This is a genomic window from Paenibacillus sp. FSL H7-0323 (assembly GCF_038002725.1).
Classification (GTDB): domain Bacteria; phylum Bacillota; class Bacilli; order Paenibacillales; family Paenibacillaceae; genus Paenibacillus_AQ; species Paenibacillus_AQ odorifer.
In genome coordinates this window covers 6,749,122-6,767,090 of sequence record NZ_JBBODB010000001.1, presented here as the reverse complement: position 1 = coordinate 6,767,090, position 17,969 = coordinate 6,749,122, and the positions used below count along the sequence as shown (strand labels likewise).

General features: G+C 45.8%; 11 protein-coding genes. 2 read left to right on the top strand and 9 right to left on the bottom strand.

Features of this window, described 5'->3' with window-relative positions; all coding sequences use genetic code 11:
- Nucleotides 1–7: 7 nt before the first annotated feature.
- From MHH89_RS30085 to MHH89_RS30065, 5 genes are all read right to left on the bottom strand, one after another.
- Nucleotides 8–1,789 (bottom strand): glycoside hydrolase family 2 protein, encoded by a 1,782-nt coding sequence (locus tag MHH89_RS30085; protein ID WP_341088736.1) that lies wholly within the window; start codon nt 1,787–1,789, stop codon nt 8–10.
- 58 nt (nt 1,790–1,847) lie between these two features.
- Complete coding sequence (locus MHH89_RS30080; protein WP_076126337.1) at nt 1,848–2,783, bottom strand: carbohydrate ABC transporter permease; 936 nt, start codon at nt 2,781–2,783, stop codon at nt 1,848–1,850.
- Between the two features lie 15 nt (nt 2,784–2,798).
- Nucleotides 2,799–3,770 carry an ABC transporter permease gene (locus MHH89_RS30075; protein WP_036680973.1) on the bottom strand — a complete coding sequence of 324 codons (972 nt, stop codon included), beginning with the start codon at nt 3,768–3,770 and terminating at the stop codon, nt 2,799–2,801.
- An 11-nt stretch (nt 3,771–3,781) separates the two neighbouring features.
- Nucleotides 3,782–5,527, bottom strand: a complete 1,746-nt coding sequence (locus tag MHH89_RS30070) for an extracellular solute-binding protein (RefSeq protein WP_076126335.1) — start codon at nt 5,525–5,527, stop codon at nt 3,782–3,784.
- Between the two features lie 405 nt (nt 5,528–5,932).
- Nucleotides 5,933–6,886, bottom strand: a complete 954-nt coding sequence (locus MHH89_RS30065) for a glycoside hydrolase family 43 protein (protein WP_341088735.1) — start codon at nt 6,884–6,886, stop codon at nt 5,933–5,935.
- 493 nt (nt 6,887–7,379) lie between these two features.
- Between MHH89_RS30065 and ilvD the strand changes: the two genes are divergently transcribed.
- A complete protein-coding gene (ilvD, locus tag MHH89_RS30060) occupies nt 7,380–9,065 on the top strand; it encodes a dihydroxy-acid dehydratase (protein WP_076134060.1) in 1,686 nt (561 codons plus the stop codon).
- Nucleotides 9,066–9,242: 177 nt separating this feature from the next.
- Here the strand turns inward: ilvD and MHH89_RS30055 are convergent, their stop codons facing one another.
- On the bottom strand, nt 9,243–10,643 hold the full coding sequence (locus MHH89_RS30055) for a polysaccharide deacetylase family protein (RefSeq protein WP_076192865.1): 1,401 nt from the start codon (nt 10,641–10,643) through the stop codon (nt 9,243–9,245).
- A 208-nt stretch (nt 10,644–10,851) separates the two neighbouring features.
- Here MHH89_RS30055 and MHH89_RS30050 point away from each other — a divergent pair, with 208 nt between their 5' ends.
- Nucleotides 10,852–12,045 carry an AI-2E family transporter gene (locus tag MHH89_RS30050; RefSeq protein WP_076126329.1) on the top strand — a complete coding sequence of 398 codons (1,194 nt, stop codon included), beginning with the start codon at nt 10,852–10,854 and terminating at the stop codon, nt 12,043–12,045.
- Here the strand turns inward: MHH89_RS30050 and MHH89_RS30045 are convergent.
- The 3 genes from MHH89_RS30045 to MHH89_RS30035 all read right to left on the bottom strand — a co-directional run bounded on the left by MHH89_RS30045 (nt 12,003) and on the right by MHH89_RS30035 (nt 17,068).
- Complete coding sequence (locus MHH89_RS30045) at nt 12,003–13,814, bottom strand: peptidoglycan D,D-transpeptidase FtsI family protein (RefSeq protein WP_376747917.1); 1,812 nt, start codon at nt 13,812–13,814, stop codon at nt 12,003–12,005. The two genes, MHH89_RS30050 and MHH89_RS30045, sit on opposite strands and share 43 nt — an antisense overlap.
- 171 nt (nt 13,815–13,985) lie before the next feature.
- Complete coding sequence (locus MHH89_RS30040) at nt 13,986–16,058, bottom strand: methyl-accepting chemotaxis protein (RefSeq protein ID WP_081386426.1); 2,073 nt, start codon at nt 16,056–16,058, stop codon at nt 13,986–13,988.
- 47 nt (nt 16,059–16,105) lie between these two features.
- Complete coding sequence (locus MHH89_RS30035; protein ID WP_139330161.1) at nt 16,106–17,068, bottom strand: acetylxylan esterase; 963 nt, start codon at nt 17,066–17,068, stop codon at nt 16,106–16,108.
- Between the last annotated feature and the right edge of the window lie 901 nt (nt 17,069–17,969).

Here is a 17,969-nt window from a genome sequence, read left to right as displayed (position 1 = left end):
ATGTTATTTATTGGATATGCATCATAATGTTGCGGATCGCTTCAAGCGGAGCTTTGGGCTGTCTATCATAGGTGAGCAGTCCGTTGATTTCCTGCTCGACATCCGTCAGCTGGGTATAGCAATACCCTTGGATCACCGGGGAAGTGAACATCGGGTCAACCACAGCCTTGAGCTTCATCAGGAAATCCTCTTCATTCTCTGCCCCAGAATAACCCCAGCCCTCCCACTCACTTTTCTTGAAGGCAATTCCACCAAACTCGGATACGAGAATCGGCTGGCCTTGATACGAAGCTCCACCGACAAATATTTTGCGGTTGGCCGGCATCGCATTTACAGAAGATTCTGCCGTGGCATATCGCTCCTCCAGCACTGCCTGATGGCTCTCATAGTCATGAATAGTCACCAAATCTGTAGTCATATGCTCCCACCCATCGTTATACACAACAGTTCTCATCTCATCCAAGGATTTCGTTAAATGATACATAGCCAATCCGTGCTGCTGCTGGCGTGTATCAATCTGGACATTGGGAACACCCCAGCTCTCATTAAGCGGAACCCAGGTCACAATACAAGGATGGTTATAGTCGCGCTCGATGATCTCCTGCCATTCCTTCGTGAAGCGGCGGACATACTCCTCGGAATATTCGTAAGCATTGGCTGCCTCACTCCATACCAGCAGGCCGAGCTTATCACACCAATACAGGAACCGGGGATCTTCTGTCTTCTGATGTTTTCTCACCCCGTTAAAGCCCATTTCTTTCGTCAGCTGGGCATCCCGTTTCAGCTCTTCGTCTGTAGGTGCGGTTAGTATCCCGTCAGGGAAGTACCCCTGATCCAGCACCAGTCTCTGGAAATATGGGCGGTTATTCAAGCATAGCTTGCCATTTTCAATCGACACCTTGCGCATGCCGAAATAACTCGCCACTTCGTCAATTACTTCCTCATTCCGAAGCAATTGAAATTGAATATCATACAAATTCGGATGCTCAGGGCTCCATAAACGTCCAAGACCATGATCCGCAAAATCACCCAAGCCGATAGTGCGCAGCTGCTCACCATTCATGACCATATATTGATCTTCCGCAATTACTTCACTGTCATACGATACCGTTATGCGCAGCTTGAGCGGATCAGCAGACTTAAATCCTTGCAGAAAGGTCCGAAGCCGGATTTCATTGCGGTCAATATCTGGTGTCATCATGGTTTTACTCAGATGCACTGCAGACAGCGGTTCAAGCCAGACACTCTGCCAGATTCCGGTTGTGCGGGTATAAAAGATGGCAGCAGACTGCTCCAGCCAATATTGCTTGCCACGCGGCAAGGTGACATCACGGCTGAAATCCTCTGCGCGCAGTATGATGGTATTCCTTCCTTTGAGCAGCGAAGGAGTGATATCGACCTGAAATGGTGTATGTCCGCCTTCATGCACGGCCACCAGCTGACCATTCACCCAGACTTTTGCCAAATAATCAACGGCGCCGAAATGGAGGACAATCCGCTTCCCATTCCAACCCTCAGGAACTTCAAAAGTTCTTCTATACCACACAACATCATGAAATGAAGGATCTTCAATCCCGCTCAGCTTGCTCTGAAACGCAAAGGGCACTTGAATAACCCGTGAAAATAAACCCTTTGTGTCCGTCCGATACCATTGTTCTTCCTCACCGACATCTTCATCATCAAACGTAAAATCCCATTCTCCATTTAGGCTAAGCCAATCCTTACGGGCAAATTGGGGTCTTGGATATTCTGGACGTGGAACGGATGTGCTGCTTGCTTCTGTCAACATGGTGTACTTCACTCCTATTAAATAATTTCTATATAAGATGAACTTGTTTTTTTGCCCGCTATCCTTTAATCGAACCTACGTAAACACCTTTAACAAAATATTTTTGCAAGAAAGGATATACCATTAATATAGGAAGCGTAGAAACGACGATCGCACAATACTTAACCAGCTCGCGGAAAGCCGTCTGGCTCTGGGCACTATCGATGACTACCCCGCCTGCACTGCCGATCGAGGTTGCGGTTGCATCATTAGCTACTAATATTTCCTTCATTAATAGCTGCAGTGGGAACAGCTGTCTGTCCTTCAACAACACCATCGCATTAAACCATGAGTTCCAGTTCCCCACTAAATAGTATAAAAAGATTACGGCCAGCGTAGCTTTGGACAGCGGAAGAATCACATTCGTTAAAATATGGGCCTGACTTGCCCCGTCTATGGTAGCCGCTTCTTCCAATTCCTGCGGAATGGCTTGAAAGCTAGTTCGTAGGATAATAATGTTCCATGTGCTTAAAGCACTTGGCAAAATCATGGCCCACAAATTATTGTACAGACCTATATCCTTCATTAATAAGAACCAAGGAATCAACCCGCCGCCAAAAAACATGGTGATTGTAATCAGGATCATGATGAAGTTTTTGAAATACAATCCTCGTCTGGATAATACATAAGCTCCCAGAATGGTCATGATCATGTTGACTAATGTGCCTAATCCTACATATATAATCGTGTTTTTATAGCCGTTGATCAGACTGTTATCTTTAAATACCAGCTTATAGCCATCCAAAGTGAATCCCAGCGGTTTCAGCAAAATGCCTTTATGAGCAATCAACATGCCGGGGTCGCTGACGGAGGCAAACAGGATGTGCAGGATCGGATAAAAACACACCAAGGTTAATGCGGTCAGCAGAGTATAAAGTGTTCCGTCAAATACTCTGTCACCGATGGATTTATGTTTTCGTCTTTTTTTCGCTTTACGCTGCAAATTATCTTTCATAGCTGTCCCTCTTTCTTACCATAAGCTGACCTCGGACCTGCGTTTGGCTATTGTATTGGTCATCCAGAGCAGTCCGAAGTTAACGATTGAGCTGACCAAGCCCACAGCCGTGGAATAACTAAGACTGGCTTCTCTTAAACCGCGACGATACACGTAAGAGGCAATAACATCCGCCGTATCATAGATCAGAGGATTGTACAGCAGGATAATCTTCTCGTACCCGGACGACATCAACCCGCCGATGGCAAAAATAAACAGAATGATGATAACTGGGCTGATCTGCGGCAGCGTAATATGCCACATTTTTTTAATCCGTCCCACTCCGTCAATTTCAGCAGCTTCATATAATGAAGTATCAATGGAACTCATCGCCGCAAGGTAGATGATGCTATCCCAGCCGATGCTCTGCCAAATGCCGGAGAAGGTATAAATCGGCCGGAAGAACGAAGAGTAGCCGAGCAGTGAAGAGTACTCTTTTCCGGTAATAAATTGCAGGATTTGCGTGATAATCCCTTCATCTGCGGCAAAGATATGAATGATCCCGCATACCACCACCAGGGATATAAAGTGCGGCATATAGGTGATCGTTTGGACCACTTTTTTAAACTTAACCCCACGGATTTCGTTCAGCATCAAGGACAGAATAATCGGGGCTGTAAATCCAAAGGCAATCCCCCAAACATTGAGGAGAAGGGTGTTTTTAACGACCCGCCAGAAATAAGGCCCTTGGAAAAAATCAATAAAGTGCTTAAACCCTACCCACTCGCTCTGGCCAAACCCCAGCAGGGGTTTAAAATCCTTGAAGGCGATCATAACCCCCCACATCGGCCCGTAGCAGAAAATCAGGAACCACGCTACAACAGGGACAGCCAACAGATAGACAAACCAGTTCTTTTTCAAATCCTTCTTAATCACTAACTTGGTATTTTTAGGTTTGGCGTCCTGAGGAATGGGCTTTATCGCTCTGTTTTTTCGTAATATTTCCATAAAACAACCACCTATCGTTTGTTATATCGATCTAAGGCTGCCTGATGGATACTCAAAAACTCTTCCAGTCCCATACTCTGAGCTTCTTTCAAAAATTTATCATAGGCATCTACCGGCAGGTCTCCCATTATGATTTTTGCAAAATACTCTCCGCGCAGTGTCGACAGCTGGTTTCCAAGCTCGGCTTCCCGCGAAGCTTCATCTTTGGTAAAGGAAATAGGTGGCATAGCCATACTGGTGTCCATATTTTCTGTCCAATTCTTGCGAATGTCTCCCGAGTAACTTCCTTTGGCAGCGATCAGCGGGTTGGAATGATGCTCATCCCGGATATCCGGCCAGTTGTGCATCCGGTATTTCCATAAGGTTGTCGATACGGGCTGACCTTCAGGGTCTTTAAAGATATAACTGTTCTCTGGATAATAAGGCATTCCCGTCTCATCAATCAGGTGGACCGTGCCATATTCACCAAAGTTAATCAATTCCCAGCCCTTTTTACTGTAATTAAAATCAAGCCAAGCCATTGCCGCTTCTACATTTTTGCTTTGCGTGGTGATCGCAGCTTCGATACCCGCTCTTTTGAAATTTTTGTACGTGGTTGCGGACTTATCTCCTTTGTTCAGAACCGGGTTCAGTGCGCCCACAAAGTCGATACCGCTTTGCTCTTTCCAATAACTCCACATCGTATCCGGAGAGTCCATCATCATCGCGGTATCTCCCGAAATGGCGCTCGCCATTCTCTGGTTAAAGTCTGCCGTTGCCCAGTCCGGGTTCAATAATCCTTCTTTGTTCCATTGCTGCATGGTGGTCAAATATTCCTTAGCTTTCGGCTGTGCTGGCCCCCAGGCCACTTTGCCATTCTCATCAAGGAACGTCCAATCCCATACTCCATATGCGCCATTTATGATGCCGGTAAAAATCTGGCCGTAAGTAGAGCCGTAATTAAGTGGTGCTTTGTATCCGACTTCCTTTGCTTTTGTCAGGAAGGTATGCCATTCATCAATCGTATTTGGAACTTCAAGCCCTGTTTTGTCCAGCGCTTCCTGCTTAATCAATGTTCCAAACCAAGTCCACTCTGAATATGGGGCGATGCCATAGAAGCCGAGCAGCTTGCCGTCATCCGTGACCGTGGTTTTTCTTCTTGATTCATCCGAATTGCGCCACTTCGTATAGTTCGGAGCATTTTTCTCCATCAGATCTGTCAGATCGATATAAGCACCGTCATTTACGCCCGCTTCAAAACCTCCCGGATAACGTCCCGGCTCAATGATAATGTCAGGCAGTTCACCGGAGGAGATCATCAACGTGAAGGCATCCGCTTCCTGGCCGATTGGCGGCGTGATGAAGTTTACTTTGATTCCCGTTAATTGCTCCACCTGCTTCTGGACAGCATGATTGTTCATATCCGGAATATTGGAATTCGCAGGCATCCATACATCCAGAACCACATCACCTTTAACAGGATAAGCTGAGTAATCATTTGGAATGACTTCATCGAAGACGTCGCCGAGGTATGTATCATTCAAGGAATGATTAACTTCGTCGATTTGCTCTTGCGTTGGGGCTGTATTGCCGCGTATGTCTGCGCTGATATCTGTAAACTCAACCGGGTCTTTGGCTGTGCTCTCGTTCTCTTTGTTGTTGGAGACACCCTTATCAGCCCCATTGTTTGCACTGTTGCCACTACATGCTGTTACAGTCGAAATGATCAGTATTAACACAAATAAAAGACTAAAATAACGCTTTGCATTGTTCTTCATACTTAACCTCCCACTATAAAATATTTGCCACAACGCCTTAAGCAAATCCAAAGCTTGGAACCACGCTCCTTTTTGACCTGTAGATAACTCCCCTTGATTAATACAGTTTTTCTGTATCTCAGATCGAATTATAAGCATCCAAAATTCATATGTCAACGCTTTCATACAATAATTTTGTAATCTTATGAACTTTTCTCAAACAAATATATGGCTATGCCAACTACAAACCTATTAAAAAAGCGTACTAACCATCCTGTATTTTGGCGAAAAAGCCCTTATAAAACAGGCGTTTTTCGTCAATTATTATCGACAGCGAATAAAAATATCTGCATTACATGAAAAGGCCATTCATTACAGTTTTTCTGTAATGAATGGCCTTTTCAGTCTTGATTTCCTGTTTTATTCTTATTCTCCCGACGGTACGTTCTGAGCAAGCGTATCCCTACAAGGAACCCCAAAATCTGGTGTCCCATCCACCTTCCACCCAAATTTCTGGATACGGGTCGCGCGCAAAGACACATCCGCTCCAGCGGAAGGAAGCGCATGATAGACTATCCAATCTTCCTTGCCATCAGGAGAATGTGTGAAGCTATTGTGCCCCGTGGCAAAAATCCCGTTCTCTACACTTTTGCAAAATACAGGCGACATTGATTTTTCCCATGACAGCGGTTGCAAAGGATCTGCCGCTTCGCTCATGGTGAGCATCCCTAGTGCATAATCCTCAGACCAAGTCGTACTTGCCGAATAAACCATGAAAATACGATTGTGTCGCTGCAAAATTACCGGACCTTCGTTAATCGCCATGCCACCTTGCTTCTCCCATGACAGAGTTGGAGCGGTAAGCAGGTGATGCCCCCCTTCCAAGGTCCAAGGATTACTCATTCGCATAATGTAAATAGCCGACCCATAATCAGGAAAATGACCATATCCCGCATACAGAAAATACAGCTGATCCCGCAAAGACATTACTGTTCCATCCAACCCTGGGACAGGTGTCTGCAAAGCCCCTCTCCATACCCACTGTCCTTCCAGCGGGTTCGCTGCTTCATTCTCCAGCACGCAAATCCGCCGTGAATCGTCGCCTCCTCCGTCATTCGCAGTGTAGTAAATGTACCATCTGTTGTCCAAATGATGAATTTCCGGCGCCCACAGATTGTAACTGTAGCTGCCCCCCGGTTCGGGAGACCAGATCACTTTCTTGTCGCCCTCCGCAAGGCCGGTCAAGGTTCTAGATCTCGTCAGCTCCAGACATTTAGCTTTTGTGGCCATAAAGTAATAATAGCCATCGGTATGTTTGAATACCCATGGGTCTCCTGAGCTTGCTACAATTGGATTTAAAAAAGTTGTACGCTGTGACATTCCCTTTCCCTCCTTAGCTTTTCATCCCCGTAAAAAGATCCACCGCGGCGATAATAATAGACAAATCCCGATTTTCCAGCACCTCCCATAAAATAATAACTCCCATCATACTCAGTTCTCCTAAAGTTGTCTAGAGTGGTAAATAGATACATCCGAACCCTGTTCCATTTTCCAAATAAAGCACTTTCCTTTCGAAAATGAGCTTTTCCTCCACTTCCCACGCTTTGCGTCAATCGACAAACTTCACATTGTCCGGTAGAAAAAACGTGCTCTTTGTGATAGACTCACTAATAACAATGACTTCTCCGTTCATTTTAGGCGGTAACTGTTTATACCAAAACAGCGGCTTTTTTTATAGAAACGGCATCGCTTTTCTTATTGAGGAAGCAGGTCCCCGTTCTTTCTATAAACCGTATATACGCAGGTCTTTGGAGTTCATTGCGTTAATGCGACACTATATTTGATTGAAATTCATTTAGGGGGGAATGTCATTATGGCAGCCAAGAAAATGCGTTCAGACATGATTAAAAAAGGCTTTGACCGTGCTCCACACCGTAGTCTCCTGAGAGCAGCCGGAGTAAAAGAAGAAGATTTCGGAAAGCCGTTTATTGCGGTCTGCAATTCCTATATTGATATTGTTCCAGGGCATGTGCATTTGCAAGAGTTCGGTAAAATCGTTAAGGAAGCGATTCGCGAAGCTGGTGGCGTTCCTTTTGAATTCAATACGATCGGCGTAGATGACGGGATTGCTATGGGACATATCGGCATGCGTTATTCACTGCCAAGCCGCGAGATCATCGCTGACGCCTTGGAAACTGTAGTTTCCGCGCATTGGTTCGATGGCATGGTCTGCATCCCTAACTGTGATAAAATTACACCGGGCATGATGATGGGCGCACTGCGTGTTAACATCCCAACCATGTTCGTAAGCGGCGGCCCAATGAAAGCCGGCGTAGATAGTAAAGGTAAAAAGCTCTCTCTGACCTCGGTATTTGAAGGCGTTGGTGCTCACCAAGTCGGCAAAATCAACGATGCAGAGCTGCTTGAATTAGAACAATTTGGTTGTCCTACCTGTGGATCTTGTTCCGGAATGTTCACTGCCAACTCCATGAACTGCCTTGCAGAAGCACTTGGACTGGCATTGCCAGGTAACGGTACGATTCTGGCTGTTGCTGATGAGCGTAGAGAATTTGTTCGCAAATCCGCAACACAACTGATGGAATTGATTAAGCTGGATCTTAAACCAAGAGATATCGTAACTAAAGAATCCCTTGATAACGCATTTGCACTGGATATGGCAATGGGTGGTTCTACTAACACAGTGCTGCACACCCTTGCATTAGCTCAAGAAGCAGGTATCGATTATCCGCTTGAACGCATTAACGAAGTTGCAAACCGTGTTCCCTATCTGGCTAAGCTGGCTCCAGCTTCTGATATCTTTATCGAAGATGTGGACCGTGCGGGCGGCGTTAGTGCTGTATTGAATGAACTGCTGAAGAAACCAGGTGCTCTGTTCGGGGAATGTATGACCGTTACCGGCAAAACATTAGCTGAGAACGTAATCGGACACGAGATCCAAGATACTTCCGTAATTCATACTATCGACAACCCTTACTCCGAAAGAGGCGGTCTTGCCGTACTTTATGGAAACTTGGCTCCAGAGGGTTCTATCATCAAGGTTGGTGCAGTTGATGCTTCAGTAGGTGGATATCATAAAGGTCCTGCGATCTGCTTTGATTCCCAAGAAGCTGCACTGGAAGGTATCGCGAACGGTAAAGTTAAAGAAGGCCATGTAGTCGTTATCCGCTATGAAGGTCCTAAGGGCGGACCAGGAATGCCGGAAATGCTGGCGCCTACTTCACAAATCGTGGGTATGGGGCTAGGTGCTAAGGTCGGTCTGATTACAGACGGTCGTTTCTCGGGGGCCTCCCGCGGAATCAGTATCGGTCATATCTCTCCAGAAGCAGCTGAAGGCGGTCCGATCGCTTTTGTTGAGGATGGAGACATCATTGAGCTGGATCTCAACAACCGGAAGATTGAATTGCTGGTTGAAGAAGAAGTATTAGCAGTTCGTCGTACGGGTTGGAAAGAATTCGAACCTAAAGTTAAAACTGGTTACCTGGCTCGTTACTCCAAAATGGTAACCAATGCAAGTAACGGCGCAGTGCTGAAGATTTAATCCCTTTAGCAAAAAAGAATATTAAAACAAGCAAGAGCAGTCCCACCTTAGTATTTCTAATGGCGGGCTGCTCTTTTTTTAATTATCCCAATAAAAAAATGTTCCACAACCCATCGCTGGATTGTAGAACATCTCTTTACATGTCCACTGTAAAATATTTATCAATAAGATCATGAATCAATTGGTTACTGTCGCACCTGGCATTTCTACATCCGCAACCGAATCATTAAGTGACAACGATTCTTCCTGTTGCGATTTGCGTTTTTTTGCAGTTTTCGGATGATGAGGCAGCTGTTGGTTCATCTTTTTGAGCAGCTCTGAGACAGGCATCAGGATAAGCTTCGGCACAAGGACCTCGCTCCGTTCTTTAAGCCTTGCCCCACCTGCTGGATGAATCACACTTAACAGGATCCTTAAGTAAAATTTGGAGGAACGTGCGAATAAGCCATCCGGCAAATCACGTACGGTAAAGCCGAATTTCTCCGGTCCCCGGTTAATCATGCTGACTCCATAAAGCGCTTTGGCTTCCGCAAGATCCACATCTTTGGCAATGATCTCAGCAAGAATGGGCAGATCCTTTTCCATTCTGCGGATCATTCGAATCGCAAGTTGAGCGGAAGAACGTGAATGAATTCCTAATTCGAACAACTGTTTATTATCGATGTGCAGCTCAATGACTTTGTCGCCTTTACGCAGCAGTTCTCCGCCCTCGAGTTCAACCGGTTCACCCTGATATTTCCGCATCCGATAATGCAAGAAAGGATCTGACGGAGTAATCGTTTGGAGATGAAAAAGAGCTTGAAATACCTGTTCCCAAGCTAACCAAAGTCCTACAAGCACCCGTTTACCAAAAGATAAGCGCCGGATAGGTGACGTCTCAGCCATCTTAATCATCTCATCAATCCGAATGCTGCGTAGTCCCCGTTTACGGGCTTCCTCCAGAGTCTGCTCAAGAGCCACAAGCATATTCCCTGGAGCATCCGCATCTGCACCCAGCGTTGTGCCGCTATCATGCAACAACATCACTTCCCCGGGATTTAGACGGGCCAGCATCTTCTCAGTGAGTTTTTCGGCGCCGAGCTTCTCACGCCAATCACCAAACATTGCCGACCAAAGCACAATTTCAACTTGGCGTCGTTTGGAAATATCAAATAAATTGACAATACCCCAAGGTGGACGGTAATACGTACTGCGTTCGCCAATAATATTATAGATAATATCATTCGTACGTTGAATCTGCCGGCGGACGGTTGCTGGCCGCATGAGCCAGTTCGTCTTGTGAACATAATTATGAATTCCGATGAGATGTCCCTCATCATGGATACGCTGAATAAGATCAGGATAACGTTCAGCATTAGAGCCGACTACAAAAAAGGTTGCTTTTGCATCATACCTCTTCAGTAATTCCAGCAGTAATGGTGTAAATCGAGGATCAGGTCCATCATCGAAGGTCAGTGCGAATTCATTTCGCCCAGTTCCTTTACGAAAGACACGGTAACCAAAAATCCGGCTGATCATACCAGGGATAAAAGCATAAAATGATGAGATGTAAAATAACCAGAGCAGCAAAGTCTGCATATTAATTCCCCGCTTTTCCAGAGTTGACTTTGGCTCGCCTAATGTCTGCAAGCAGAACCCGTGAAACGGCCAAGTGAAGTAGAATAAAAAAACGTTACCCCCTATTTTAACACATGTATCAAAGAAATAGACGCTTTTAAAGTAAAATCATGTACAATGTAATCAACCTGGCGTATCCACTTATAAAAAAAGGGAGTTGTTTATATCTATGCTGCCGTTATACAAAAAATATTGGCGCACATTTTTTGACATCGGATTAATTGTCCTCACGGTTTATCTAATTATGTTCTCCTTTAGTAAGCTGTATCAGTTAGCTGCACCTGTATTCCTGTCTTTTTTTGTATTTTTGCTTATCGAACCCTTGGCCCGCTTCTTGAACCGCCGTGGTCTTGGTAAACCTTTTGCCTCCGCCATTTCAGTGTTGCTCTTTCTGATTGTGCTGTTAGGTACATTATTTGGTGCCGGTCTACTGATTACGATCCAGGCCCTTCACTTCCAAGAGAACCTCCCTAAATATACATATGTGGTGCAGCAGCATTTTGTGGAGACCACGACCTACCTGCAGCAAAAAATAGATAACTTGCCACCCGATATTACGAACAAGGTCAACGGGTACTTTAAAGATGCCACGGATGTTCTAACAGGATGGCTGATTACTTTTCTAAAATACATGGCCGGTATTCTAGGCTCCTTCTCCACCTTCATGGCCAATTTCGGGATAGCCATTATTTTGGCATTTTTTCTTAGCATGGAAATCAAAGATTGGCGTAAAATCGCGCATGACAAAATGCCAAAAACCTTTAAGAACGCCTTCGCCTTTTTGCAAGGCAATGTATTCAAAGCTATCGGTTCCTATTTAAAAGCACAACTTATTCTGATCAGCATTACTTTTGCCATAGTTCTAGTCGGCTTATTTATTCTGCGAACCGGCAACGAAATCACAATGGCATTAGTCTGCGCGGTATTTGATGTTTTGCCGCTTCTTGGCGTGACGACAATTTTAGTCCCTTGGATCATCTATTTGTTCATCGTGGGCAATACTTCACTGGCTATCGGATTAATTATCCTCCTTGCCATTGTACTAATTGTTAGGCAGCTGCTTGAGCCGAAGATTACCGGGAATTCGATTGGCGTATCCTCAGCCTTCCTTATGCTGTCGTTCGTCATTCTGTCCACATCTGCTTTCGGTATGGCTGGTCTGATCCTGTCGCCGATTCTGCTTATTCTGATAAAAGAACTGATTCAACAAGGGTATCTTCAGAGCTGGATCTATCTTCCGCAAGAGGAATTTATCATTTCGCCCTTTGCAGCTAACGGTCCAGCTTCCAATCAGACCAGCTCTGCGCCACCACCTGAACCTCAAGCTCCAGAGGGAACCGATGATAATAAATCCAATACCTGACCGAACAGCTTAACGGCTAGATGTGAGCTGTCCGGAGCAACGTTCTCCACCGCTACCGACACAGCATATCTGGGATGATCCACCGGCCCATAGCCGATAAACCATTGATTGTTACGCGGCATACCCTTAACAAGGGTTTGTGCCGTACCTGATTTCCCGGCAACCGGCCATTTTGTGCTCTGCAGACTTGTGCCGGTTCCATCCGTAACTACTTTACGCATCCAGGACAGCAGCTGGCGGGCTGTAGATTCTGAGATCCTCCCGGCAGTTGAAGGGGAAAGATGACCCGGCAGATCCTCTAGCTTTTGCCCATTTGCAAAGGTTACACGCTGGAGAATTCTTGGCGCTCTCACTTCCCCGCCATGCAGTAACGTCACCACCAGGTTCGCTGCCTGAAGTGGGGTCACTTGCACATCTCGCTGCCCAATGGCCGTCTGCACTCTGGCGCCTGGATCATCCGGCAGCAAAGAAGTAAAGATCGTCCCCTTCTGCTCACCGGACAGTGGCTTAAGAACTGGAAAACCAAGCGTATTCTCCGCTTGCCAGCTAATATCTCTTCCGAGCCCCAGCGCGAGTGCTGTCGCTTGAAGCTGCGCCCCACTCAAACGTTCTGCCAGCGCAGCAAATACAGTATTACAGGACACAGCGAACCCTTGCGCCAGCGTGAGGGGACCGTGTCCTTTTCCTTTTAGACAAGACAATCCATATTTCTCATATTGCCCTGAACAATAGAAGAGCTCATCCGCTGAGGTGACCCCGGCTTCTAGTGCTGCTGCTGCTGTGACGATTTTGAAAATTGATCCAGGTACGGCAGCCTGCAACGCCCGGTTATTCCACTCTCCCCCTTCAGGGGATATCTTCTCTGGGTCGTAAAAAGGTAAAGATACCATGGCTTCAATATCTCCCGTTCCGGTGTCTAACACCACCACGGCTCCTTCCTTCATTCCAGCTTTAACAGCTAACTCCTCTATTTGTTCCTGAAGCTTTTTATCAATCGTTGTATATAAAGACAGCGGATAATACGGATTGCCCGGGGCTCTTACTTGAATGGGACTGCCGGGGACACGTTGCCCGCGCGCATCAACCTGAGCGTATGCCTCAGTATGCCCTACACCTCGAAGCAACGGCTCCAGGGTCTTTTCTAACCCGTCCGTTCCTGTCATCGGAATTCTCAGCCCCGATGGCGAAGCCTTCCCACCAGTGTTTGGGACCGCTTCCGATAAATATCCAAGCCACTGCCGACCAGTTGCGTTCCCATCATATCTGCGAGCAAAAGGAAGCACGCCTACGCCGTCGATCCCCAATGCACTCACTTCTTCTGCTTGTGCGGATGTAAGTGCGAGCGGTCCTTTTCCCACTGAGGATGGCCAAAGCAATGGTTCTTTAAGGGAAGAGCGCTTGTTTAGCAATTGCTCATAACTCACTCCAAGGATAGCTGCCAACCGCTGCATGGACTCAGCTTCTTCGTATACGACCTGCGTCACGGTATTCCTAGCCTTCGCCTCTTGAGGAAAAAACGCAGCCGTCCAAATGGTTTCCCCGGCAAGGGGTTCACTCTTTCGGTCATACAGACGCCCCCGCCCAGTGTCCAATACCGTCTCCCGTTCGCTTTGAATTTCTGCCATCTTTGCAAGTGTATATTTCGTTCCAGGGACCGTCTGTTCCTTCATAAACAGTTGAATCCACGCCAGCCTAAGGACCAACACGGCTACTACTGAACATAAAATAATCAGTCCGCCGAGTATACGTCTGTGGACATTATTGTGCAATCCCATTCCTCCTGACTGACGTTCATAGCCTTTATTATGTCCCACCCGCTGGATTATTTACACTCATGCTTAGTTAGCTAATTTATAGCCTTTTGAATATCACAAAGACCAGTCCCAAATAATTGGAGACTGGTCTTTGTAGTTAAAAATATTTACTTAGGTTATGCAAAGTTACAAATTAAACTTGGACAGTTTTTCTTGCAACTGCCGGGACGCATGCTCAAGCTGCTCAGACAGCTCCACTAAATGATCACTCACACTTTGTTGCTCCCCACTAAGCGAAGCCACTTCTTGAGAAGCTGCTGATGATTCTTCTGCAATGGAGCTGATATTGCCCATCGAATTTGACAGCACCTTCTGGGATTGGCTCAAGCTATCCATCGATAAAGCAACAGATTCCAAGCGTGTAATAAAATGACGCATCTGATCCTGTACAGATACGAAGATATCGCTAGTGCTCTCCACTGAAGTAACCTGCTGATTAAAAAGAGGGGCTACTTCCGAGAGAACACCTACGGTCTCGTTCATATCCTTCATAATGGTGTCTGTTATATTAGCCACCACAGCAATGGATTCTTTGGACTGATCTGCAAGCTGGCGTATTTCATCGGCCACTACCATAAACCCCCGGCCGGACTCCCCTGCCCTTGCCGCTTCTATCGTTGCATTTAGAGACAAAATATTCGTCTGCTGTGTAATATTCTGCATAACATCAAGCACCTTCATCACTGATGATGTGGTGTCTTGCAGCTCATTCACTTTCAGCACAAGCTTATTCGTCATATCGCCCGTCTTATTGGTCTTGCCAAGCAGCTCTTTTAACTCATTAAAACCTTCTTCACTAAGCACGCCGATACTATGTGCGGTATGATCCATCTCATGCGTAGCTGAGTTCACTTTGTTCATTTGCACCGAAATTTGCCCCGTAAGCTCGTTACCCTGGTCCGCCTCCAAAGCTAGGCTGCCTGAACCTCCGGCAATTTCTTCTGTCGCTGCGGCAATCTCTTTGGCTGCCATCGCTGTCTTACGCGATACTCTACTAAGTTCATCGGCAGTTTCCATTACCTTCCTCGCGGTTTCATTAGTATGGATTACCAGTTCTGTGATCCGTTCCATCATCCTATTAAAGGAACCCGATAACTGACCAATTTCATCTCGTGAGGTAATATCCGTACGTACTCCAAGATTTCCATCTGCCCCTTGAGACATTAGATCCTTAAGTCGGGTCAAGGGCTTAGATACCATTCTGTACATCCAGTAACCAATTAGAATGGCGACAATAGCAGCCACCGCAACAATAATATATGTAGTTTTTAGAATACGAAGTGCGTCTTTCGTAAGATTCTCAGCCGGAACAACACCAAGCAATCTCCAGCTGGAGCTTTCCATCGTCCCGTACACAGCCAGAATGGATTTTCCTTTCTCATCCTTCGTTGGCAATGATCCAGCCTCATGCTCCAAACCATGAAGAAGAGTCCCTCCCAGACTGAGATAAGTATCTGTTCCCACTTGCTGGGACGATGCGATCAATTCATCCTTATCCGTCAGCAATTGCATGTAAGAGCTGGGTCCGAGATCAACTTTACGAAGCTGATTTTCTAATTCACTAATTCTAATATCACAGATAATTATGTATCCCGGGCTTTGTGTATCCCCAGCTATCGATTGTGCCAAATGAAACATACCCGAAGTATTTCCGGCTTGCCCCTGTTCTGTTCGGGGAATCCACAATGTTTGTGGTTGCTCCTCAAGCTGCTTGAACCATGAGGACTCTCTGAATTCTTTGATAAAAGCGCTGTCTTTTGATCCCGCTGACGAAGTAGGGACTTCCTGATTCATCGGGATGAGGTATACAGCTTCTACCCCCTTTGATGCGGTCAGCCAGGCATTTAGCTCGGCGCTAATCTGGTTGGACTGCAAATTACGTTCCTCATTACTTGTAGTGGGATTATTCCCTTGTTTGAGTGCATCCTGAATCTCATTGTTGTAAAGAATTCTTCCTAGGCCATCCTCATAACGCAATAATTCAACATCAAACTTCTCTGCAGCTTGGACGACTGTCTGTTGATTGGCTGACAGCGCGTTATTCTCGATCGTTTGCTCAGCTACGGAATAGGAAATGTAGCCAAGTGAGAGAACGAGCACCATTGTTGAGATGAAGAAGATGAGAAAAAGCCGCACCCCAATCGATTTGGCAGGGTGCAGCTGGAAATGCGCCTTTTCTTTTTTTACTTGCGACTTCATCAATTGTTCACCACCGTTGTCTTCAGTTATGCCTGCTGGCTTATCTCTTACAAGGTCATGAACAATCCCAACGCCCGATCGGCAAGATATGGTAAATACTCATGACCGTACTCATAATAAACCATAAGCTCTTTGGACGCTAGTATTTTATTGTATGCGGCAAATTGAGTTGAAGGTGGACAAATCGTATCGGATAACCCGGTAACCCACAGTACTTTAGCCTGTATTCTTTCGGCAAGATTCTGAATATCGATATAACCGAGCCTATTAAAAATCTCATCCTCACGCAAATGATGGGGATCAAAAAAACGGAAATAATAGTTGATCTCCTCATAAGCTGAGGTGGTAATATCCAGCTCCCAAGCACGTTTATAATCTGAAAGGAAGGGATATACAGGCAGGGCTAGTTTTATGCGAGGCTCTAATGCTGCACAAGCCACAGTCAGCGCTCCACCTTGAGATAGTCCAAAGGCACCTACACGTTCAGGATCAACTTCATCCATAGACATCAGAACTCGGGCAGTCTGTGCCGTATCCAAAAACACATTGCGATAATAAAGGTTATCAGGATTAGGATCATCCATCCCTCGAATGATATGTCCGCGTATCGTAGTCCCTTTTACGGTAAGGTTATCTTCGGAGAGGCCACCCTGGCCGCGACAATCCATCGCCAGGACGCTAATCCCGTGAGCAGCATATGCCACCTTCTCCATCCAATCCCCGCTGTCACAGGAGTATCCATGGAACATCACTACACCGGGACCTTTTTTATGTACGCTGTTCTTCGGTCTTACATATTTGCAATGGATTCTTGCACCGCCAACTCCGGTAAAATACAAATGAAAACATTCCGCAAGTTCACTGACAAACTCCGCTGGTTCCAGTTCATAATCCAGCGCCTGTGCATCCAGATCACGCAATGCCCGCTCCCAAAATTGCTCGAAATCATCCGGTTTTGGACTACTTCCGTTATATTCCTTTAACTGTGACAAATTCATGTCGCTTCCCAAAATATTATTCCTCCTTAAGTTATGTAACGAAATTGTTCGCTTGCTGTTCGTAACCGCGAAGCAACGTTAGAGTTACTATGCTAGATAGAAACGGAAAACCCAATATGGGTTTTCCGTTGATGTATGGATAGTTGCGATGGAATAGTTGCGATGGAGTGGGATGCAATAGTTGCGTTTTCTGCGACTGGATAGTTTAGTCGCAGCTCCGAGGCTGGATAGTTGCACTTTGTGCAGCTATTACAGTTGAATATGTGTGTTTTCCCTCCTAGTTGCACTTTGTACAACTAAAAAACGGTAAAAGGAGCTTTTGGTGGTTACTTCGCTGATATAGTTGCACGAAGTGCAATTATATCGCTTAGCACCTTAGGTATAGTTAGTTTAAGTGCACATAGTGCAACTATTTACGTCAGAGCCATAGAGTGACCAAGCCATAGAGTAACTAAGCAACAGAGTAGCAGAAACGCCAACAGAGCCACATTCACCACTCACTCGCTGCTTGCCTATTACCTCCACAACTAATCATATTCCACGTACCACTACCTTCTTATTACCTCCACAACTAATCACATTCCACGTACCTACTACCTTCTTATTACCTCTACAACCACTCACATTCCACTTGCACCTATCTTCCCATTACCTTCACAACACCCACATTTTCCACCTTGCCTATTAACTTCTTTATAATCGTCACAGTAACAGCTTCTGGCTGGATAGTTGTACTTTCTGCAGCTATTATAGCTGAATATGTGTTTTTTCCCTTTTAGTTGCACTTTGCACAACTAAAAAACGGTAAAAGGAGCTTTTGGTGGTTACTTCGCTGATATAGTTGCACGAAGTGCAATTATATCGCCTAGTAACCAAAGAAATGTTAGTTTAAGTGCACATAGTGCAACTATTT

Excerpts from the sequence above, each read along its gene's own strand:
- MHH89_RS30085 (WP_341088736.1), bottom strand. The coding sequence starts at position 1,789 with ATGTTGACAGAAGCAAGCAGCACATCCGTTCCACGTCCAGAATATCCA.
- MHH89_RS30080 (WP_076126337.1), bottom strand. The coding sequence starts at position 2,783 with ATGAAAGATAATTTGCAGCGTAAAGCGAAAAAAAGACGAAAACATAAA.
- MHH89_RS30075 (WP_036680973.1), bottom strand. The coding sequence starts at position 3,770 with ATGGAAATATTACGAAAAAACAGAGCGATAAAGCCCATTCCTCAGGAC.
- MHH89_RS30070 (WP_076126335.1), bottom strand. The coding sequence starts at position 5,527 with ATGAAGAACAATGCAAAGCGTTATTTTAGTCTTTTATTTGTGTTAATA.
- MHH89_RS30065 (WP_341088735.1), bottom strand. The coding sequence starts at position 6,886 with ATGTCACAGCGTACAACTTTTTTAAATCCAATTGTAGCAAGCTCAGGA.
- ilvD (WP_076134060.1), top strand. The coding sequence starts at position 7,380 with ATGGCAGCCAAGAAAATGCGTTCAGACATGATTAAAAAAGGCTTTGAC.
- MHH89_RS30055 (WP_076192865.1), bottom strand. The coding sequence starts at position 10,643 with ATGCAGACTTTGCTGCTCTGGTTATTTTACATCTCATCATTTTATGCT.
- MHH89_RS30050 (WP_076126329.1), top strand. The coding sequence starts at position 10,852 with ATGCTGCCGTTATACAAAAAATATTGGCGCACATTTTTTGACATCGGA.
- MHH89_RS30040 (WP_081386426.1), bottom strand. The coding sequence starts at position 16,058 with ATGAAGTCGCAAGTAAAAAAAGAAAAGGCGCATTTCCAGCTGCACCCT.